This window comes from Halomonas sp. A40-4, assembly GCF_015767635.1.
Classification (GTDB): Bacteria; Pseudomonadota; Gammaproteobacteria; order Pseudomonadales; family Halomonadaceae; genus Vreelandella; species Vreelandella janggokensis.
The window spans coordinates 2,620,315-2,638,655 of the sequence record NZ_CP065230.1 but is presented as its reverse complement, the minus strand read 5'-3'; the positions used below and the strand labels follow the sequence as shown (position 1 = coordinate 2,638,655).

22 protein-coding genes and 1 pseudogene are annotated in these 18,341 nt (G+C 51.6%); 9 read left to right on the top strand and 14 right to left on the bottom strand.

Annotated elements, in window-relative coordinates; all coding sequences use genetic code 11:
- The first annotated feature begins 6 nt into the window (after positions 1 to 6).
- From IT895_RS12385 to IT895_RS12375, 3 genes are all read left to right on the top strand, one after another.
- Positions 7 to 1,785 carry a terminase large subunit domain-containing protein gene (locus tag IT895_RS12385; protein WP_199283615.1) on the top strand — a complete coding sequence of 593 codons (1,779 nt, stop codon included), beginning with the start codon at positions 7 to 9 and terminating at the stop codon, positions 1,783 to 1,785.
- Positions 1,782 to 2,828 (top strand): phage portal protein, encoded by a 1,047-nt coding sequence (locus tag IT895_RS12380; RefSeq protein WP_199283614.1) that lies wholly within the window; start codon positions 1,782 to 1,784, stop codon positions 2,826 to 2,828. Before IT895_RS12385 ends, IT895_RS12380 begins: the two co-directional genes overlap by 4 nt.
- A 130-nt stretch (positions 2,829 to 2,958) precedes the next feature.
- Entirely contained in the window at positions 2,959 to 3,720 is a 762-nt protein-coding gene (locus IT895_RS12375; protein WP_199283613.1) for a DNA adenine methylase, read from the top strand.
- Between the two features lie 49 nt (positions 3,721 to 3,769).
- Here the strand turns inward: IT895_RS12375 and IT895_RS12370 are convergent, their stop codons facing one another.
- Entirely contained in the window at positions 3,770 to 3,994 is a 225-nt protein-coding gene (locus tag IT895_RS12370) for a DUF2188 domain-containing protein (RefSeq protein ID WP_199283612.1), read from the bottom strand.
- A 1,100-nt stretch (positions 3,995 to 5,094) separates the two neighbouring features.
- Here IT895_RS12370 and IT895_RS19420 point away from each other — a divergent pair.
- Both IT895_RS19420 and IT895_RS19520 read left to right on the top strand, forming a co-directional pair.
- On the top strand, positions 5,095 to 6,297 hold the full coding sequence (locus IT895_RS19420) for a hypothetical protein (protein WP_233337242.1): 1,203 nt from the start codon (positions 5,095 to 5,097) through the stop codon (positions 6,295 to 6,297).
- Positions 6,221 to 6,427, top strand: a complete 207-nt coding sequence (locus tag IT895_RS19520; RefSeq protein WP_267905856.1) for an abortive infection family protein — start codon at positions 6,221 to 6,223, stop codon at positions 6,425 to 6,427. The genes IT895_RS19420 and IT895_RS19520 overlap by 77 nt, the downstream gene beginning before the upstream one ends.
- On the opposite strand, the gene IT895_RS12360 is transcribed toward IT895_RS19520, so the two are convergent.
- A complete protein-coding gene (locus IT895_RS12360) occupies positions 6,399 to 7,295 on the bottom strand; it encodes an FRG domain-containing protein (protein ID WP_199283610.1) in 897 nt (298 codons plus the stop codon). The two genes, IT895_RS19520 and IT895_RS12360, sit on opposite strands and share 29 nt — an antisense overlap.
- Positions 7,296 to 7,584: 289 nt before the next feature.
- Between IT895_RS12360 and IT895_RS12355 the strand changes: the two genes are divergently transcribed.
- Both IT895_RS12355 and IT895_RS12350 read left to right on the top strand, forming a co-directional pair.
- Entirely contained in the window at positions 7,585 to 8,208 is a 624-nt protein-coding gene (locus IT895_RS12355; protein WP_066317472.1) for a recombinase family protein, read from the top strand.
- A 281-nt stretch (positions 8,209 to 8,489) separates the two neighbouring features.
- Positions 8,490 to 8,678, top strand: a complete 189-nt coding sequence (locus IT895_RS12350) for a hypothetical protein (RefSeq protein ID WP_199283609.1) — start codon at positions 8,490 to 8,492, stop codon at positions 8,676 to 8,678.
- 250 nt (positions 8,679 to 8,928) lie between these two features.
- Here the strand turns inward: IT895_RS12350 and IT895_RS12345 are convergent, their stop codons facing one another.
- The 12 genes and pseudogenes from IT895_RS12345 to IT895_RS12285 form a co-directional block, all read right to left on the bottom strand.
- Entirely contained in the window at positions 8,929 to 9,303 is a 375-nt protein-coding gene (locus tag IT895_RS12345; protein ID WP_199283608.1) for a hypothetical protein, read from the bottom strand.
- Between the two features lie 364 nt (positions 9,304 to 9,667).
- Positions 9,668 to 10,144, bottom strand: coding sequence for a hypothetical protein (locus IT895_RS12340; protein WP_199283607.1), 477 nt, complete (start codon positions 10,142 to 10,144; stop codon positions 9,668 to 9,670).
- A 325-nt stretch (positions 10,145 to 10,469) separates the two neighbouring features.
- The gene (locus tag IT895_RS12335) at positions 10,470 to 11,090 is read right to left on the bottom strand and encodes a virion core protein, T7 gp14 family (protein ID WP_199283606.1); all 621 of its coding nucleotides are present in this window, start codon (positions 11,088 to 11,090) and stop codon (positions 10,470 to 10,472) included.
- Positions 11,083 to 11,595, bottom strand: coding sequence for a ribonuclease HI (rnhA, locus tag IT895_RS12330; RefSeq protein WP_199283605.1), 513 nt, complete (start codon positions 11,593 to 11,595; stop codon positions 11,083 to 11,085). Before rnhA ends, IT895_RS12335 begins: the two co-directional genes overlap by 8 nt.
- Before the next feature lie 921 nt (positions 11,596 to 12,516).
- On the bottom strand, positions 12,517 to 12,876 hold the full coding sequence (locus tag IT895_RS12325; RefSeq protein ID WP_199283604.1) for a MarR family winged helix-turn-helix transcriptional regulator: 360 nt from the start codon (positions 12,874 to 12,876) through the stop codon (positions 12,517 to 12,519).
- A 21-nt stretch (positions 12,877 to 12,897) separates the two neighbouring features.
- The gene (locus IT895_RS19635; protein WP_442786536.1) at positions 12,898 to 13,191 is read right to left on the bottom strand and encodes a KilA-N domain-containing protein; all 294 of its coding nucleotides are present in this window, start codon (positions 13,189 to 13,191) and stop codon (positions 12,898 to 12,900) included.
- A 32-nt stretch (positions 13,192 to 13,223) separates the two neighbouring features.
- The gene (locus IT895_RS12315) at positions 13,224 to 13,526 is read right to left on the bottom strand and encodes a hypothetical protein (RefSeq protein ID WP_199283602.1); all 303 of its coding nucleotides are present in this window, start codon (positions 13,524 to 13,526) and stop codon (positions 13,224 to 13,226) included.
- Between the two features lie 137 nt (positions 13,527 to 13,663).
- A complete protein-coding gene (locus IT895_RS12310) occupies positions 13,664 to 14,965 on the bottom strand; it encodes a DUF6538 domain-containing protein (protein WP_199283601.1) in 1,302 nt (433 codons plus the stop codon).
- 261 nt (positions 14,966 to 15,226) lie between these two features.
- A pseudogene (locus IT895_RS19415) lies at positions 15,227 to 15,827 on the bottom strand (IS3 family transposase); the annotation flags it as partial.
- The gene (locus IT895_RS12295; protein ID WP_199285533.1) at positions 15,821 to 16,021 is read right to left on the bottom strand and encodes a hypothetical protein; all 201 of its coding nucleotides are present in this window, start codon (positions 16,019 to 16,021) and stop codon (positions 15,821 to 15,823) included. The pseudogene IT895_RS19415 and the gene IT895_RS12295, both read right to left, overlap by 7 nt.
- A 169-nt stretch (positions 16,022 to 16,190) precedes the next feature.
- A complete protein-coding gene (locus IT895_RS12290) occupies positions 16,191 to 16,535 on the bottom strand; it encodes a hypothetical protein (RefSeq protein WP_092825976.1) in 345 nt (114 codons plus the stop codon).
- A gap of 30 nt (positions 16,536 to 16,565) precedes the next feature.
- Positions 16,566 to 16,769, bottom strand: a complete 204-nt coding sequence (locus IT895_RS12285) for a DUF2933 domain-containing protein (protein WP_092825701.1) — start codon at positions 16,767 to 16,769, stop codon at positions 16,566 to 16,568.
- A 347-nt stretch (positions 16,770 to 17,116) separates the two neighbouring features.
- Between IT895_RS12285 and IT895_RS12280 the strand changes: the two genes are divergently transcribed.
- Positions 17,117 to 17,623 (top strand): Spy/CpxP family protein refolding chaperone, encoded by a 507-nt coding sequence (locus IT895_RS12280; RefSeq protein WP_092825699.1) that lies wholly within the window; start codon positions 17,117 to 17,119, stop codon positions 17,621 to 17,623.
- Positions 17,624 to 17,953: 330 nt separating this feature from the next.
- Positions 17,954 to 18,319: an NADH-quinone oxidoreductase subunit A gene (locus tag IT895_RS12275; protein WP_233337241.1), complete on the top strand. Its 366-nt coding sequence runs from the start codon at positions 17,954 to 17,956 to the stop codon at positions 18,317 to 18,319.
- Positions 18,320 to 18,341 lie beyond the last annotated feature (22 nt).

Genomic DNA, 18,341 nt, shown 5'->3' with positions numbered 1-18,341 from the left:
GGCGGCATGACGCCTCAAGCCAACATCGACGACGATCACTACCGCTTATCTGCCCGCCATCTCTATTGGATGGGGTGGCGGATTGCGCGTATTGCTGATTTTCTGGAGCTGCCCCGGGCCACTGTGGATTCGTGGAAAAAGCGCGATGCCTGGGACGACGCCACGCCGACCCAGCGGGTGGAAGGGGCGCTGGAAGCGCGCCTGGTGCAGCTGATCTGGAAGGATCAAAAGGAAGGCAAGGACTTCAAGGAGATCGACCTGCTGGGCCGCCAGATCGAGCGGCTCGCCCGGGTGCACAAGTACCAGGGCAGCGGCAAGGAAGCCGATCTGAACCCCAACATCGAGCGCCGTAACGAAGCGCCGAAGAAGAAGCCCGCCCGCAACGATGTGGGCGATGAAGGGGTGATTCAGATTGTCGAGGCGTTCGAGGCCTCGCTGTTCGATTACCAGCGCGGCTGGTACCGGGCAGGGCAGCATGAGCGCATCCGTAACTTGCTCAAGTCGCGGCAGATCGGCGCGACCTGGTACTTCGCCCGTGAAGCGATCGCCGATGCGCTGGAGACCGGCAAGAACAAAATCTTCATGAGCGCGAGCAAGGCGCAGGCGCATATCTTCCGGCACTACATCGTGCAGTTCGTGAAGGAAGTCACCGGCGTTGAGCTCAAGGGCGACCCGATCATTCTCGCCAATGGCGCCGAGCTGCACTTTTTGGGCACCAACGCCAAAACGGCGCAGGGCTACCACGGCGATACCTATCTGGACGAATACTTCTGGATTCATGGCTTCGAGACGTTCCGTAAGGTGACGTCGGGTATGGCGATGCACAAGAAGTGGAAACAGACCTACTTCAGTACGCCATCCTCTGTGGCCCATGAGGCGTACCCGTTCTGGACCGGTGACCGGTTCAACAAACGCCAGAAGAAAGCCGACCGGGTGAAGATCGATGTCAGCCACGCGGCCTTGAAGAACGGGGCGCGGGGGCCGGATGGCCAGTGGCGGCAGATCGTCACCATTGAGGACGCCATCGCCGGGGGCTGTGACCTGTTCGATATCGATCAGCTGCGCCTCGAGTACAGCGACGATGAGTTTGCGAACCTGCTGATGTGCGAGTTTGTGGACGATACGCAAAGCGCCTTCCCGCTCGCCATGATGCAGCGCTGCATGGTGGATAGCTGGGATGCCTGGCGGGATTTGAAGCCCTTCGCGCCGCGGCCGTATGGCGAGCACCCGGTCTGGGTGGGTTATGACCCGGCGGGTGATGGTGAAGACGGCGATGGGGCTGGCTTGGTGGTCGTGGCGCCGCCCAAGTCGATGGACAGCAAGCACCGCATTCTTGAACGCCACCGCATCAAAGGCCGCGACTATGAGGCCCAGGCGGAATTCATCCGCAGCGTGATCCGCCACTATAACGTGACCTTTATCGGTATCGATACCTCGGGCCTGGGCGAAGCCGTGGCCCAATTGGTGGCGAAGTTCTTCCCCACCGTGACCCGTTACCGCTACACGCCGGAAATGAAGTCGCGCCTTGTCATGCAGGCGCAGCAGATCATCAACAAAGGCCGCTTGGAATTCGATGCGGGATGGGTGGATCTCGCCCAGTCGTTCATGGCGATCCGCCGCGAGCTGACCGCCTCCGGACGTCAGATGACTTACACCGCCGGGCGCAATAACCAGACCGGCCACGCTGACCTGGCGTGGGCGACCATGCACGCCTTACACAATGAACCCCTTGATGGCCCGGTCGATCAGGGCACGGGCCGTTCCCTGATGGAGATGTTTGGATGAGCGATTCGCTGGCGGAAAAGCCTCGGGTGCGCGTGCCCGCCTATGATGTGAACGAAGTGAGCGAGACGCCTACACCCGCCAAGGCGGAGGCGTTCAGCTTCGGCGAGCCGACGCCGGTGATCGATGGCTACGACTTTTTCTACACAGGCTGCTGGATGCTGGGCAATGAGTGGTACGAGCCGCCGGTGGACTTCCCGGCGCTGTCTCAAACCTACCGCGCCACGGCGCACCATGGCTCGGCCATCCAGGTGAAACGCAACATCCTGGTGCGCTCGTTCATTCCTCACCCGCTGCTAAGCCGCCAGGCGTTTAGCGCGCTGGCCACTGATTACCTGGTGTTCGGCAACTGCTACCTGGAGAAGATCTACGGCCGGTTGAACAGGCTGCTGGCCTTGAAACCTGCGCGGGCGAAGTACGTGCGCCGCGGGGCGGATCTCAACCGCTACTTCTGGGTACCCAACTGGTCGGAGCGTAGCGAGTTCGACGAGGGCAGCATCATCCACCTGTTGGAACCGGACATTAACCAGGAGGTGTACGGCGTGCCGGATTACCTGGGTGCGTTGCAGTCGATCTACCTCAACGAAAACGCCACGCTGTTCCGGCGCAAGTATTACCTCAATGGCTCCCACGCTGGCTTTGTGATGTACGTGTCTGACACGGCCCAAAACCAGGAAGACATCGATGCCATGCGCGCCGCGCTTAAGGAATCGAAGGGCGTGGGCAACTTCCGCAACCTGTTCCTCTACAGCCCCAACGGCAAGAAAGACGGCATTCAGATCATCCCGATCAGCGAGGTGGCCGCCAAGGACGACTTCGCCGCGATCAAGAACATCACCCGCGACGACCAGCTCGCCGGCCATCGCATCCCCCCGCAGCTGATGGGCATTATCCCCAACAACACCGGGGGATTTGGCGACGTGGAAAAAGCCGCCAAGGTGTTCGTTACTAACGAGCTCGAGCCGGTGCAGGCGGTGTTCAGCGAGATCAACGACGTGCTGGGGGAGGAGGTGATTCGATTTAAGGATTACAGCTTAGAGGCATAAACAAGAAAGCGCCTGGCATGGCCAGGCGCTTATCGCTCGTTTCATCCCTGAAAACAGTGGGAGCGTCCCGGCCCCGCAAGCGATACCGACTACTGTACATCAATGCTGTATATATAAACAGGTATCATGGATGATGAATCGACCAATTTTGCCCTGGATGGGCGGCAAGCGCCGCTTGGCCAAACAGATCCTACCGCTCTTCAAACCGCACACCGCCTACGTGGAGCCCTTCTGTGGCGGTGCTGCGCTCTTCTTCATGAAAGCGCCCAGCAAGGTGGAGGTGATTAACGATGCGCATGGGGAGCTGGTGAACCTCTACCGCATCGTGAAGCACCACCCTGATGAGCTGGTGAAACAGTTCCGCTGGGGGCTGATCAGCCGGGAAGAGTACCTCACCCAAAAAGAGATCAACCCCCGCCACCTTACTGACATACAGCGCGCGGCGCGTTTCTTCTACCTGCAGAAGCTGGCGTTTGGTGCCAAGGTCAGCGGCCAGTCGTTTGGCACTTCAGCGGTTTCTCCACCACGCATGAACCTACTGCGCATTGAGGAAGATCTCAGCGCCGCGCACCTTCGCCTAGCGCGTACCGTGGTTGAGCACCTGGACTGGGCGGAGTGCATCAAACGCTACGATCGGGAAGGCACGCTGTTCTACCTTGATCCACCATACTGGGGTACTGCTGGCTATGGCGATGAATTCCCGCTCGAGGAGTACTACCGCATGGGCGAGTTAGCCCGAATAGGTCAGGGGCAGTTCGTGATCAGCGTCAACGACACACCCGAAATGCGTGACGCGTTCCAGGGCCTAACCATTCAAACCACTGAAATTCGGTACACTGTAGGACAGCAGGCAACCGAGCCACGTGGCGAGTTGATCATCAGTAACCGCTAGTCCAGCAAGACTCCAAAGCAAGGCCGCCCAAATAAGGGCGGCCTTTGTATTAACCTTTGGTACGCCGTGGATCTGAGCTTCGAGGGTAGGTACGTTCTTCTTGGTAGGTTCCGTCCTGTTTTCTGATTTTGACCGAACCTTCCTTGTCTTTCATGTAATCACGCATTTTATCCGTGGCACCCGATTTGGTGTCCGCACGTCTTATGGCACGATCACTACCTTCCTTACCAAATTTCCAGCCTTTGTCGTCTTTGGAGATATCGTATTTATCCACACCGCCTCCTGATTTTTACAGTCTTACACTCAGTAACACTAGACCATAAAAAACAGCCTTGCCCACCCACGGCGCGCCGTCGACTCCCCGCCCCGCCTGCGCGCTAAACCTGTGTGTTTTTATGCACCCATGCACATGCCACAAAGCCCCGCCATTGCAGGGGCTTTCAAGCGTACTGGCTGCTCTCATACTCATGCGAAATCATGCGAAATTCTCACGACGGCTGCAGGTCGCCGCATGATAAAGCTGTGCCACACGAAAAAGCCTTGTGACGTCGGAAAAAGGTGATCTGGGTGATTGAGTCGTTTACCGATATTAACTATTTGTTTTTATTAGTTTTATTGGTTACTTCAGAAAGGTGATAAAAGGTGACCTAAAAGGTAATCATGTAGTAAGTGGCTGAAAGTATTTAATTTTTAGTAAACATGAATTCACCTATTTAAAAGGTAATGTGGTTACCTATTGATCACCTTTCAATTACCTTTTGAACAGATGTTTTAATATTATTAATTTCAGAAGCTTAGGGCGGATATTTGAGTTTCGTTACCTTTGTTACCTTTTTCCGAGCCCCCCAAACATTCTGACGTAATCTCCGCGCATGATGCGTGCACGCACGTGAAGCCAGTGTTTCTACAAAAGAGACGGGAATATTATGGGAATGGAATCCCTGAGAAATGCAGCTTGTAGAACATAGGAATCAATGGTTTACTTTGAAGAAGGCTGGAGAGTGTGGTTTCGAATCCCTCCTCCTCCGCCAAAACATCTGAAAGGGCATGTTTTCGAGGCTTATCAATGGCTTAGAAGACATGCCTTTTTGCTTATTTACCACATGTGCTTACCACATCAGTAGTTTCTCCTGAGCAAGACTTTCCTCTCATTCACCACATCCTTGGCGATAGGGAGAGATTCATATGAGCATCTATGTAACGGTCTATCCGCTTGCCCTGTCCCATTCAACACCTCAGGAAGCTATACAAAACGTAAAAAGGCAACCACTGTTCACTTAAGGTTACTCTGTGCAAAATAGATTCAACCAAAAATAAGGGCTGTTGCTTGAGAGTGCTCATCTATTGGTTCTTACATTCAAAATAGGGGGCGTAATGCCAGATGATTCTTTGCCTGTTTCTCACATCCCTTATGGTTTACTTGGAAGTCGTATAGTTCACATCTCCGAGCTAACCAAGGCGGACAAAGGGCTTGCTTGCAAATGTCATTGCCCTGTTTGTGGTATACGCCTTCTGGCCAAGAGTATTGGCGGCAAATATACTGCGCATTTTGCCCATGAAAAGAACAGCTCTGAATGTATAAATGCCGCCGAGACTGGCATTCATTTGAAGGCTAAGGAGATTATCTGCCAGAGGCTTTCCTTGAATATACCTGAATTCAAAGTTAAAGAGCAGATAATGGTCGGCGAAAAGTATTATTCTGTTAATGGATACGTTGCTAAGGGTGTGCGAGGGTTTCTGTTCGATGAGGCTTCACCAGAAGAATGGCGGGGCGGCTTTCGACCTGACATAGTTGCGAGAAAAAGTGACCGAGAAATATTTATCGAAATTCGTGTGACTCACGAAGTTGATGAAGATAAAAGAAAGAAAATCGCTGACCAGAACATTTCTTGTATTGAAGTGGATTTATCAGCAATCGATAGGATGGCATCACCTGATGATATAGAGTCAGCTATTGATAAGCTGTTAAACCTTCATTGGGTGCACCATGCTAAAGAGTTGGATGTTCGGTGGCGGCTCAGGCAAAAACTAATAGAGAAGGAATCAGAGCTTTTAGAAGAGCATAGGAAAGAAAAGGAACGACTGAAGCAACATCGTCAGGATCAAGCAGAAAAACATAAAAGGAAGAAAGACTACGCGAAATATCAGCGTGATATAGAAGCGTCTGTAACATATCAGGTTATAGAGTGTATGCAAGAGAGTGGAAGGATTATTATTCCAGCGTTAAAGAAAGAGGGTGAAGAGATAGCGGTGGCGGATCGAGACTGCCCGGTAGAAGAAGTTTATGGGAATTCGGAGCCTGGAGAGTATGGTGTCTACTTGCGGTTATCAGGTGTGGAGATATACTTAGCGTTTTTCTTTGGCAATGAAATTCACAAATTTCGATATCGAAAAATACAGAGGAGACAAGGATATTCTATTGGTCTCTCATTGCAATACTTAAAGCAGAGGTATGTTACAACAGGACGTTTATTGCCCAGGGAAATCCATTATCATCTCTATGGTCCTAAACAAGGTGGAGGATTCTGGATATGCCATCCTGAATGGAAAGCTAACCGTTCGTCCTTTAAGTATTAATTTAAATGCCCACGGCAAAGTCCCGCGTCCAGCCAAACCTAAGCCTCGACATGCTGAGTTAGCCGTTAATCTTGCTGGGACTATGGCAGCTTTCCTAATAGCTACCCTTGAAGCACGGACTCATCCCTGATTTCTTGGTCTAAGTCCTCCAGCAGCATAGATTCAATCGAGTGTTTCGCAGCACCGTCGTGACCAGGAAAGAGCGTTGCAGTTGTTACCCCTAACATTTCAATTTGCCGCATTAGGTGGTAAGCCTCTGCAAGCGGAAGAAGGTGTCTTCTCAGGAAATTGCACGAGGCGTTATGATTTAACAGGTCAAGGTCATTAAGCTGAAAGCCTTTTATAAAAGTAAAGCGACCTTTCTGGGCGGCCAAGTTCTGGCTGGTGGAGCCAGGAGCAAATCTGATCCTAAAATCTTCCTTGAAGGGCGCTGCTTCCATCGTATCAAGCTCAACAATGGCCAATCTCCACTCTGCTAGGTTTACATATTTACCTTCTAACAGAAGCCTCCTTCGTTCATATAGAGCCTGTGAGACGGTGAAGTAACAAGCAACCAAAGGTGAAGTTGTCCAATCTAGAAGTCGGGTGGGAACTCCGTGATGCTGGGCTTGCGCCAGAAAGTGAAACACAGCGTTATTATCTGAAGGCCATAGGCTTGGATACTTGAACAAATCCACATCACGCCCATTACTATTCGGGCCTCGTGGTTCCAAGAGGAACTCTCTAAGCAGATCGCTATCTCCAGCGACTCTTATCCCGGCATCATCACAAGCGTTTACAAACCTTGCTAAGTAAGCAATTTCTTTGAAGGCTCTTGAGTCGTCCGTGAATACGGCGTCCAGTTTTCGAGAACCTTTGGCTCTAGAAATTGATGGGCTAAGAGTCCACATCTGATGCCCCAACCCCCTGTATATAAGGTTGGTACTTTGGTGAACAATAAAATATTGCAGAAGTTCTGATGCCGTATTGTGCTCAACCTGTGTTATGTGGTCCCACATCGGAGTGCCCCTATTTTTAATTTCACCATGGCATTCAATCTGTACGAAAAAAAATCATACCATGCCAAACGTACGCTGATAGAAATTAAGGCCTTAACCACGATTGTGTCTTCGCTCTTGCACGGTCCAGAACTACAAGTCTGGATTGGTTTCATTTGGGTACACCTCAGCGAGTACAGTATGAGCGCCTATGTGTTCGTGTTCATATGTTCTGTTTGACAACCCTAACGAGTACGCCTATTGTGAATGCACTCAAATGAACACAAGGGCTAAATAGGGAGCGACAGCAATGGCTTTCATTCGTGCTTACCTTCGGGCATCAACAGACGATCAGAATGCCAGCCGCGCACGTCAGGCGCTTAATGATTTCGTTAACGATAAAGGCGCTACGGTTGCATCTTGGTATGTTGAGAACGCCAGCGGGACCAAAGCGGATCGGACAGAACTCGCACGACTTATCGACGACTCACAGCCTGGAGACATCCTGCTTGTTGAACAAGTTGACCGACTCACACGACTGACCAAAGGCGATTGGGACAGACTCAAGGGAGCCATACAGAGCGCCGGTCTTCGCGTCGTCTCTCTGGACCTTCCTACCAGCCACACAGCGCTGACCGTCGATGCCAACGACGACTTCACTGGACGGATGATTGATGCTGTAAACGCCATGCTGCTAGATATGCTCGCGGCTGTCGCTCGGAAAGACTATGAGGACAGGAGAAGGCGGCAAGCTGAAGGCATCATCAAGGCGAAGGAACACGGACGCTATAAGGGTCGTCCGGTAGACAGCGATAAGCATAGGCGAATCATCGAACTCAGAGGCCAGGGCTTCAGCGTTCGGAAAACAGCGGACATCATCGGTTGTGGTATCAGCACTGTTCAACGTGCCGAAAAGAGAGCATCCGCTGACTAGGCCATAGAAAGGCATGATACGCCAGCACATACGAAGGACAGGGCTTACCATGGCTCTGTCATTTTTCTTTTTGATGTATCCGCTATTGGCTGGGTTATCGTCAGAAGTAGGGCGGTTATGCCAAACAGTATCTATCCGCTAGCAAAACATATCGAGATAGGGTATAAAGCATTGATTATAAAGGGTTTACATGCATGACTATGCCTTGTAGCGTCTTTGATGCTGGCGCTCAGTGAGGGCGCTGAAGTAACACTATCAGATAGCTATAAGGAGTCGAACCAATGTGGATCAAGCTAGAACGCTGGGGCATCGAGGTAGGTATCAGCGGCCTTATCGTCAGGCTCGTTGTAAATGATGTCTTTATCCGTATACCGCTGGTCGGTGTGGTGGCATGGAATCCCCACGCCTTGTGCTTTGATCGGTGGAAAGATGCCAAGCATGACAGGGCACACAAGCTACAAATGCCCTAACGTTGATCGGTGGGGATGGACGGTGAAGGCAACCGCTAACCATCCCCCTGGGTATCAAAAAAGCGACTTGCTGATAGGCCGTAGGTGCTAGTTCTGCGGGGTTATGGGGAAGTCTCGTCGCTATATACCTATCAATACCTGCTCAGATATTTGCCGTAAAATAACCGCAAGGCCACCCCCTTTGGAGTCCCGTTCCTCTCCGTCAGTTAATCACAAGCGAAGCTATAGACTTACCGATTACCGTTGGCCTCTATACCTCAAGAAAAGCCGGATCGTTGGTATCTACTGACTCCCCACGAACCAGCAAGAAGAACAAAGACAAGGCGGTTTCGAGAGCCAGGGTTTCCTCCTTGAAGGAACCTGTCACGGAGCTTCTACACGGCCCGCTTTCGCGTGATTTTCTAAGCTGGAGCATGGCCCTTTTACCTGGGCAATCTTTCCGCTCACCAAACGCCTTGGCATCGAACCGCATTAACTCATCGATGACTGCCGGTGTTATCAGCAGGTCAGGCTCGACAAGGTGAATCGGAAGGTTTCTCCTGCTGACGGTCTTGTAGAGATGCCAAAGCTTAGTCTGTGGCGCTTGCCCCTTCAGCTTGTCCGCGGATCGGACCTCAAGTGTCATAGCAAATTTCGCTCATCACTGCATATTCCGCCATATCATGACCGCTCATTCTGTTTGAACGTGACCGCCAGTTGCTCGGTGAACCCAAGCGCTGACGTCAGGATCTTTTAGTGCATGGTTGATGTCGTTAACGATGGAACGGTCACTTCGTTTTGCATTACTAGAAGTCATGGCATTGATTCCTCATTTGTGAACGCACCGCTCCAGCGAGCACACCCCCTGTCTGGCCCACGAACTCCCCAACGCCAAGGGAAGCCAGCAGGGCAAGCCAGAGTGATGCGCTCACAGATGCGGGTTCGTATATTTAGAAGCAGCAGTTGTGTGGACTACTGTTGGTTATGTTTAACCCTTTCAAAAAGAGAGGCTAGACTTTCTCCTGCGGCCCCTCCGGCAGGAACATGACAGGAGTGATGCCCAGCTCCTCAAGCTCGTATTCATCACACGGGGAGAAGTCAACGACAGTACCCTCAAAGATTTCCTGGGCTGAAATTATCTCTGTCACTGTAGGATCGTTAATATCATCCACGACTGTCTCTACTGCCGTCTCCAGAGCTTGGACGTACCGTATGTAGTCACCAGCGTGGCTTGTAGTCAGCGAGAAGTTGCCTTTAAGGAACGTCTCAAAGTTTACCGCTAGAGGTGAAAGCCCATGCACTGCTGTGAGTACAACAGCATGTAGATTACCTGCCGGAATTTCGTGGTGAGAAAGCTCAGCTTTCACTTTTTGTATTCTGCGGAAACCCTCATTAAAGACTTTAAGGTCGGATATGGAAGTTTCTTCCGAGATGATGCACTTGACTGGAAGGAGGTTCATAGGGGCATCGTTAGATAGAATGTTCATTGATTGCTCCAATTTGATGGTTCACCTCAGCGATTCCTCCAATCCCAACCCATAGGCAAGCCCAGCGATGGGTAGCCGAAGAGGTAAGGGACTGGAGTCACGACAGAGGTATAAGGTTTAACGATTAGTTAGCCAGTAGTGATGCTGGCGGGGTTGCCCACTGGAGGAAGGTAACCTGGATGCTTCCTGGGTTTATGGTTGTAGGCGTTTACCTCTTCGAGCGGGCTGGTTCTTCCTAAGGTGCAGGTAAATTGAATAGTTATAACCATCAGCTCTTTTATTCTTTTCTGCTATCGAATGGCTGGGGATGAACTACTCCCGCTACCTAACGTGTATACGTCTGATTGGCCCATCCAGAACCGCCATACGATCTACCGCTGTTGCTACCGTATGAATTGTTCTGCGGCTGCATACCAGCTACTTGGGTCGCACCGCTCGCAGCGGTAGACGCCATACCTGCATAAGCTGCCCCCTTGGAAGGAGCTTGTCCTTTCGGTACTGAGTTGATGCGGTTGACCGCCTGGGTCTGCCTGGACTGTTTCTGACGTTGAAGCTGTCCAAGTGTCCAATTCAGGTTTCGGTCGATGGTTGAGCGGTCTCGGGCAGCGGCACCAGAAATATCCCTTAAGCCAGCACTCACCGAATTACCTGTGATACCAGCTTCACCAGCCGAAACACGCGCCCGCGCCATCTGAGAGCGAGCTTCCCTAGTCCGTTCCTCTTTCTCTTCGGTAGCTTTCTGCTGCTCCTGAATCTGGCGAGTGTTGATGTCGCCATACTCCCGACCGAGCGCCTTATAGGTGTTCTGGCGGTTCCGCTTGTACATGTTCCGCTGTGCTTCAGCCTGATCGACAGCCGCTTCATACTGTTGCTGTTGGCCGTAAACCTGTGCGCCAGTGCTGATGGCCGTCATTGTGGTAGCTGCTATCATGTATGGATCACACATTGTCGTACTCCTTCACTGTCTGTCCTTCCGCTCCTGCTACTGCTAACTGATCGGCCAGTTCGTTCTCTGGATGTCCATCGTGACCACGTACCCAATGGAACTCGACAGAGTGAACCGCTAATAGCTCATCGATCTGTTGCCACAGGTCGGCGTTCTTGACGGGTTGCTTACTCGCAGTCTTCCAGCCTTTGCGCTTCCAGTTGTGTATCCATTGAGTAGCACCGTCCATGACGTATTTACTGTCAGTGGTAAGCTCGACAGACGATGACTGTTTCAGCGCTGACAAAGCCTCAATGACAGCGGTCAGTTCTGCGCGATTGTTCGTCACTGGCTCGCCTTGGAGTTTATCGGCCAACTTCAGGCGATGTCCTGAGGCGCTCAGGAGAACGGCTCCCCAACCTGCTTTGGGGTTTTGCTGACCATTATTGGTACAGGCTCCATCCGTGAAGATACGGACAGTGTTTGGTGGGGTCTCAGCGGTAGTAAGTGTGTTTGGTGCAACCATGATTTTTCGTCCTCATTGTCGGAGACAGTCGGTTCCCTTCAGGCAGACGGACCAACAGACGGACGAAGCCGCCAGCCTGACCGACTGTCTGCGAGAATGTGCTGGTATTGATGAAATGGAATCGCTCAAGGGATGAGCGTTTGGATAGCCTGGGGGCTGGTCTATCGGCTTTGCTGACTGGCGTAATAGTCTGTGTGGAAATGCCACCTCATCGGGCACCTGTAACGCTATCCGTAAGATGGTCGTAACGATGGGCCTGATTCGTGGTTGCACCACGGTTGATTACACACGCTGGCGATGAAGCCAATAGATGATGTGAGTGGTGATCTAAAAGATGACCTGTAAGACTTACCTGAAAGAAGTAATCTCAGGTGCCAGTCTTCTAGATCCCCCGCCACCCCGTAGTCAGCCCAACAGAAACACTGTCAGGTCGCTCGGATTGCGCTCAGGGCCACCACCTCCTGAGAATCCTTCCGCCGTTCTTCAGGGCATCCAAGACCCAATGTCAGGTCAAATATGGATGCTCAACGCTGCACACCTTGAGTCTGTCGGCGGGCGAAGCCGAGCGAGACACTTAGCGGCAGCTTGAACGGGCTGTGTCGGGTTGATCCTGTTCTCATGCATCCCAGCGAATGGGACCGTTACTAAGGCTCTCCCGAAAGCGATTAAGCTACGGTTATGACGGGGCGAAGGTTGATCTCAGTATGCCGAGCCTTCTTAGATTGCCCCCAGAAGAGGCAGTCCTCTTCCTGAGGTGCAGGGTAATCAATTTGGACTTTTGCGGCCTCCTGAACGCTTTGATAGAAAAATCAGTAGTGATGCCCTGCTGAAAACAGGAAGCGCCTTGAGCGTCAACACAGCCACGTCTGTCTGGGGTGGTAAATCAGGGCGTAGAAAGTTGTTTGCTTCCTTGGCACAGGCTCAGCGCAATATATCCCCAATCGTCGCGGCTAGTTCCTCACCTTTCTCGGTAAGGTGGATGAGTTTCTTGCGGCGCTCTTTGGGGTCTTCCTCTGTCCAGATCAGACCGAACCCAGGCTTGTCGTGTTCTTGCCACTCTGATAGCACAGCAATCGTCCTTGAGAATGTGGCCTGTGTGATATCGGTCTGCTTTCGCAGTTCGCTCATTGAAATGCCTGGATTCGCTGCGACGTGGGTAAAGAGCGAAGCCGTTTTGATTGGCATGTCAGACTGAATCTGGCGAAATTCTTGGATAACGCTCAGGGCGCGCCGCAAGTAGATTCTTTCGCTCAGAGGTAGGGGCTGGGGCTGGCTGTCCATTATGTGGTTCCTCTTTGTGGGTTACAGGAATCGTATTCTTTGATGCCTGGCGTCACAAGCCACAGCGAACCGAACGTCCAACCAGCGGGCAAAGAATACGGCCAGCTTTGGGTGCGCCCAGGTGCCAACGTTTGGATGTAAGCCAGAACCGCGCTGAACTAAGACGACATCCTTATCACCCAAATCTGGGTAATTAGAACGGAGCGCTTCGATGTACGCGCCAGTGCCTTCCGCATTCATGAAGTTCTGTAGCTTCTTCCCGAACTGCTTAGCGGCCTTCGTCATGTTGAAGTAACCGTCTTCGCGGAAGGTCAGGGTCTTGCCGTTCCACTGTTTGGTGATCAGTTTCAGGTTAACGCTTCACAGAATGAGATAGTCAGGCGCTTCATCTCTGTAGGGGACAAGTGGTTTTCCTGGTATGCTATTTCTACAATGTTGCGTATCGGCTCGTAAGCACTTGTTCCACCGAACTTATCTCTGACATCTTGATACATCTGCCGTTTGGGAATACCAATGTCTCTTGATTCTGCGGCAATGTACGCCCATACCCCATTTGCATCACATACGCTTACTTCTTCGTCTTGTTGGCTAGCCTTCGACGGTTCAGAAACAACGGCGACCAGTGCCACAGCAAGTGCAATATGTTTCATATTTCTCCAAAACGTTCGAGTTGATATTGTTTGAGCGTTGGCTACTGATTCAAGTGAGCTTTCTTATTTTACTTAACATTTTTCATAGTTTGCGGTGCATTATCAACCGCTGGCATTAAAGCCCATATGAAGATGGTTCAGGCTTTAGCTGGGTAGCGGATCAGGTCGATAGCTTCCTGCTTGCTCTTCAGCGAGTGACCACCAGAGTAGAGGCCGTACGTTATGCGTGGCTTCTCATGGCCGACTATATCCGCCGTGAGGTTTTCGGACACTCCCGCATCTTCAAGTAGGGTCACAACGGTCTTACGGATGGAGTGGAATACGTAGGAAGGGCCAAAGCCATGGTGGGCCTTGAGACGGCCAAAGCGCTTACCAATGGCGTTTGACCTGTCGCCATACTTGTTGAAGGTCAGTCCCGATAGCAGGTAGCCGTCTTTCGATTCAGCTAAAAGACGCTTTATAGTGGGCTTCATCTGGCTGTGGACAGGAACTTCACGACGAACCCCTGCGGGAGTCTTGCTGTCAATTATCATCAATTTATCAAGCGAGCTATCGTCCGTACGTAGTGAACACAACTCTTCTATCCTGGCTCCCGTGAACATCCCTAATACGATTAGGCCAGCTAGCGAATGATCCCCCTTATCCACCGCGGCCCGATGGAGTCTGACCACGCTGGCAGAGTCAAAAGCTGCACGTCCTTTTGATCCCTCACGTGCTTTGCTGGCGTTGTCCGCCCGTTCCTGGCGAAGAACGAAAGAGGGTAGTTTAAATGGCTCTTGGTCAGTTGGAGATTTGCCTGTTTCTTGAAGGTGATGCCAGACGCTTCGAGCCGCCGAGAAACACCGCTTGACTGACGATACGCCATAGCCGTGACCGTCTTGTTCCTTCGGTGCCATGAGAACCTTGGCCCACTCCCTGACGCTCTCTGTGTTTATAGCTTCAATGACCTCGAAATAGTCTGCCATTCGCTTGGCGTCTTTCTCCATCTGTTCGGCTGTTTTCTGCTTCAAATGAAGGTTGTTACGCCATTCTATAAGCTCAGGGGTAATAGGTGTCCGCTGCCCGAGAGCAACGCTAGCGAGGCGTTGAGCGTCTTCATGATTGCCTTGAGCGTCCAGCTTTTCGGCTTTGTTGATTATCGATCCGGCCAAGGCTTCATAGTGTTGAAGATCGTTGCTGCGTCGTAGTTCTTCTAACTGCTGGCGATACTCCAGCACACCGTCAAAAAATGATCCTCCTGGTTCATCATTCCCTTGTGCCTTGGCTATCTGGTCTTTCCATTCAGCCACCAGAGCATAGGCTCTTGATTGAGCTACTCGTTTATCAGTGGTGCGGGTGCTCTTAACGAAACGCATCTTGCCCCCGAACTTGGGGCGAACATCCTCGGGAATCGTAAGCACTGCATACCAACGGTTGGCGCGTTTCTCCAGGTGGCTCATAGTGGGGCATCCTGACAGTGCATTTACCACACAAATTTACCACATGAAATGTCTGTAAGATACTGATGAATAGGAATATCAGTCAGTTAAAACCGTATGGCGGATTGTCCCTCCTCCTCCGCCAAAAACATAGATTAAGCCGCTGATTTCAGCGGCTTTTTTGTTTCCTGCTTATAGCTGACCCACACCTTGGCCCACACTTTCGTATTGGCTTCTACAGAATCACAGTGAACGCCTTTGAACGATTCTCCTTTTTAGACATCGCAAATTTATCGGCTCGTAGTGGATTGTTTCCACTTTCATTGAATGGATGAAGCTTTCCACGCAGGCGTTTTCCCAGCAGTTGCCTTTAAGGCTCATACTTTGACGCAACTGCTGCGTTCGCAGCCGATCCAGGTAGGCGCGTGAACAGTACTGGCTTCCATGGTCACTGTGACAGATCACCCCGATGCGGAAATTACGTCGCCACAGCGCCATTTCCAGCGCATCGCAGACCAGGTAGGTCTGCCGTCATCTTGGTATTCATGGACCAGCCGACGACAGAGCGCGAATACAGGTCAATGATGACGGCTAGATACAGCCAACCTTCAGAGCTCATCAGGTACGTGATGTCACCGGCCCACTTCTGGTTCGGGGCGGTTGCCACAAAGTTCTGCTCCAATAAGTTGGGCGACACAGGCAAGCTATGGTCGCTGTCTGTGGTGACGACGAACTTGCGGGCAGCCTTTGGCACCTACGACTGGCGCCGCATAATGGCACCTATCTTTTTGACATCATATGGGTGACCATCGGTCGCCAGTGTAGCCTGAATGCGTCGAGCCCCATTGAGCTGCTTGCTCTGGCCGAATTCCTCTTTCACGCGACGAGCATCATGTCATGAGATATGACATTGAGTTTGTAGCTGGGTCGTTCGGGTTGCTCGCGTGCATTGCGTCGCTTCAACAGCAAAGAGTTGCTGATCACCGACAGCGAGCTGGTGGTCATGTCGATAACACCAATTATGGGGTGCAACAGGCTGATGGCGGCGCGTTTGTTGGTGCCGGCGATCATCATCACGACGTGGAGGCCCGAGGTCATGCATGACGCGAATGGCTGCTACCAACTCCTGCTTGAGGGTATCAGCCACGGCCACCTGACACAGAGCCTTACCACCGACGGCGATGGTTACCACGTTGCCCCTTTTTTCTAGTCCCTACTACAGTACCGATTAACGAAAGACTGCGTTTTAATGACAACTCCAAGGCTCTTTCTTGGCGTTGTCTTTAACGTTCTGGTCGACGAAGCGGTAATACTCTTCCTTGAAGCGGTTCCATCGGTCAGCGCTGACCTCGATCCCATGGCGTATAAGGATCTTTTCGACATCATCAATGCATAGCCGCAGCGCATCGTAAGCGAGACAGATATGCCTGTGTTTTTCGTCGTAGACTACCTTATCTATCCCGTAAAGCTGATCGATATCCGCTATTGCGTCGTCGATGCGCTCACGCTCATGGCGTTGGATTTTTAAATTCCGAGTCACTAATGTGTTTTCGGAAACGCCTAAGCGATGCTCTTGATGTTTCGGTTTCATAATGATCCCCCGCATGATTTAAAGGGTGTTTCACTCCTTATCTGCTTTATCGCCGTGCCCACCGTGATGTCGATGCATAAAAAAATGCATCAATGGACAGGCTGCCAAAAAAAGTAAAGGTAAGGCCTGAAAGAGGTGAAAGCGGTGATCTGTTCCCATCAAGTAACCCACCAAAATGACAAACCCGGCAAGCGGTATCCACATCATCAGCAGACGGCTAGTTTTTTGACTCATAGGCACTCCTATAGCACTTCCGGAGGTAAAGAGGTAACGGTTGTTTGTCGATGGTTATATGCCCACGTTACCCCAAAAATAGCCCGTTAATCTGAATTTAAACTGAAATTACACGCCGTAGTTATCTGAAGTCGCCTAGTTTTTTATAACATATCAACCTGAAACAGATTTCAAAACGGTCGACAAAAATTGACTTGTGACAATATTGAGGTATCGGGTTTGGTTTCTCTTTGACCTGCGGGCTACCTATAGGTTGTAGGCTTATAACGGAAGTTAACTCTGTCTTCTTCCATTTTTATTGGAGTAAGGCGACTTCTCGACCCGCAACACGATGAGAGGAAATTGATATGGCTAAGTATAAGAAGATCGTTGCCATTGCGTTGGCTGCAAGCCTTGGTGCCACAAGCAGCGCCACCTTCGCTCAAGGCATGAACCAAGGCGCCCAAGGTCAGGGCGGAATGATGGGCGGCCAAAGCGGCATGGGTCCTGGCATGATGATGGGAGGCCAAGGTGGCATGATGCCTTGCCCCATGATGGGTGGTATGGGTCCGATGTCCGGCATACTCGACGACGAACAAATGAGCTCGATGCGCGAGATGCGCCAGGAACATCGCTCTACTCAATTGGAGCGGATGGGCGAAATGATGAAACTGAGTGATGACATGATGATAATCATGCAGGCCGAGCGGCCTGATCCGGAGGAAGTAAAAGCGCTGCACGGTCAAATGGCTAACCTACATGGCGACATGATGGCCGATAAAGTGAGCATGCATAATCAGATGCAGGACCTGTTGACCGACGAGCAGCGACAACAGATGAAGGGAAACATGCCAAGCCACCATGGCCAGCAATAAGCCTTGGTGAGTACCACTTTGTGAATTAGGAGTGATGCCATGTGCCGATGGAAGCTGTGATGGCACTGTTTGACCAAAAACCGGATATCGACGGTACTGGTTTAGCCGGTATTGCGATTGATACACCGTGTACACCGAGGCCGCAAGACGAGCCTTACTAGGTATTCGCGTTTACGGATCAGGGACATAAACCCTCTATAATGCTATCAGTGGGGGCGGGCTATTCTCCCAGGCACGGCGCATAGCTTGCGGGTGCTCTACTATTTTTCGACTCTCGGTGGTCATCGACTTAGGTGCGGGACATGCTTGGTTGATTAATCAGGAGGTCAGATGATGACTCTTTTGGAGCAATACAGATTACTGCTGGCACTGGCGATTGGCGTCGTAGGCAGCGTTTTCTGTCTGTATTCGCTTGCCCGCGCGATAGGCCTGACACGTCAGGAGCCGGGCAAGGATGTGCCGGCGAGTTCCGGAGCTCTGTCGCGGGATCCGGTATGGGGGCGCTATCACGCCCGCTACTACGGATATGGGTTGCTGTTTCTGGCCTTTGATATGGAGATGGCGTTCATGTACCCGTGGGCAGTGGTTTACAAGGAAGTAGGGCTGGTTGCCTTGCTTGATATGGGCGTGTTTCTGGCGATTCTCTTTCTTGGCCTGCTTTACGGATGGAGCCAGGGGGCTTTCAGGCGGCAATGAGTTTTGATTCAGCAATAAACAT

Coding starts and splice junctions, on each gene's coding strand:
- IT895_RS12385 (WP_199283615.1), top strand. CDS start 7: ATGACGCCTCAAGCCAACATCGACGACGATCACTACCGCTTATCTGCC.
- IT895_RS12380 (WP_199283614.1), top strand. CDS start 1,782: ATGAGCGATTCGCTGGCGGAAAAGCCTCGGGTGCGCGTGCCCGCCTAT.
- IT895_RS12375 (WP_199283613.1), top strand. CDS start 2,959: ATGATGAATCGACCAATTTTGCCCTGGATGGGCGGCAAGCGCCGCTTG.
- IT895_RS19420 (WP_233337242.1), top strand. CDS start 5,095: ATGCCAGATGATTCTTTGCCTGTTTCTCACATCCCTTATGGTTTACTT.
- IT895_RS19520 (WP_267905856.1), top strand. CDS start 6,221: ATGGTCCTAAACAAGGTGGAGGATTCTGGATATGCCATCCTGAATGGA.
- IT895_RS12360 (WP_199283610.1), bottom strand. CDS start 7,295: ATGTGGGACCACATAACACAGGTTGAGCACAATACGGCATCAGAACTT.
- IT895_RS12355 (WP_066317472.1), top strand. CDS start 7,585: ATGGCTTTCATTCGTGCTTACCTTCGGGCATCAACAGACGATCAGAAT.
- IT895_RS12350 (WP_199283609.1), top strand. CDS start 8,490: ATGTGGATCAAGCTAGAACGCTGGGGCATCGAGGTAGGTATCAGCGGC.
- IT895_RS12345 (WP_199283608.1), bottom strand. CDS start 9,303: ATGACACTTGAGGTCCGATCCGCGGACAAGCTGAAGGGGCAAGCGCCA.
- IT895_RS12340 (WP_199283607.1), bottom strand. CDS start 10,144: ATGAACATTCTATCTAACGATGCCCCTATGAACCTCCTTCCAGTCAAG.
- IT895_RS12335 (WP_199283606.1), bottom strand. CDS start 11,090: ATGTGTGATCCATACATGATAGCAGCTACCACAATGACGGCCATCAGC.
- rnhA (WP_199283605.1), bottom strand. CDS start 11,595: ATGGTTGCACCAAACACACTTACTACCGCTGAGACCCCACCAAACACT.
- IT895_RS12325 (WP_199283604.1), bottom strand. CDS start 12,876: ATGGACAGCCAGCCCCAGCCCCTACCTCTGAGCGAAAGAATCTACTTG.
- IT895_RS12315 (WP_199283602.1), bottom strand. CDS start 13,526: ATGAAACATATTGCACTTGCTGTGGCACTGGTCGCCGTTGTTTCTGAA.
- IT895_RS12310 (WP_199283601.1), bottom strand. CDS start 14,965: ATGAGCCACCTGGAGAAACGCGCCAACCGTTGGTATGCAGTGCTTACG.
- IT895_RS12290 (WP_092825976.1), bottom strand. CDS start 16,535: ATGAAACCGAAACATCAAGAGCATCGCTTAGGCGTTTCCGAAAACACA.
- IT895_RS12285 (WP_092825701.1), bottom strand. CDS start 16,769: ATGAGTCAAAAAACTAGCCGTCTGCTGATGATGTGGATACCGCTTGCC.
- IT895_RS12280 (WP_092825699.1), top strand. CDS start 17,117: ATGGCTAAGTATAAGAAGATCGTTGCCATTGCGTTGGCTGCAAGCCTT.
- IT895_RS12275 (WP_233337241.1), top strand. CDS start 17,954: ATGATGACTCTTTTGGAGCAATACAGATTACTGCTGGCACTGGCGATT.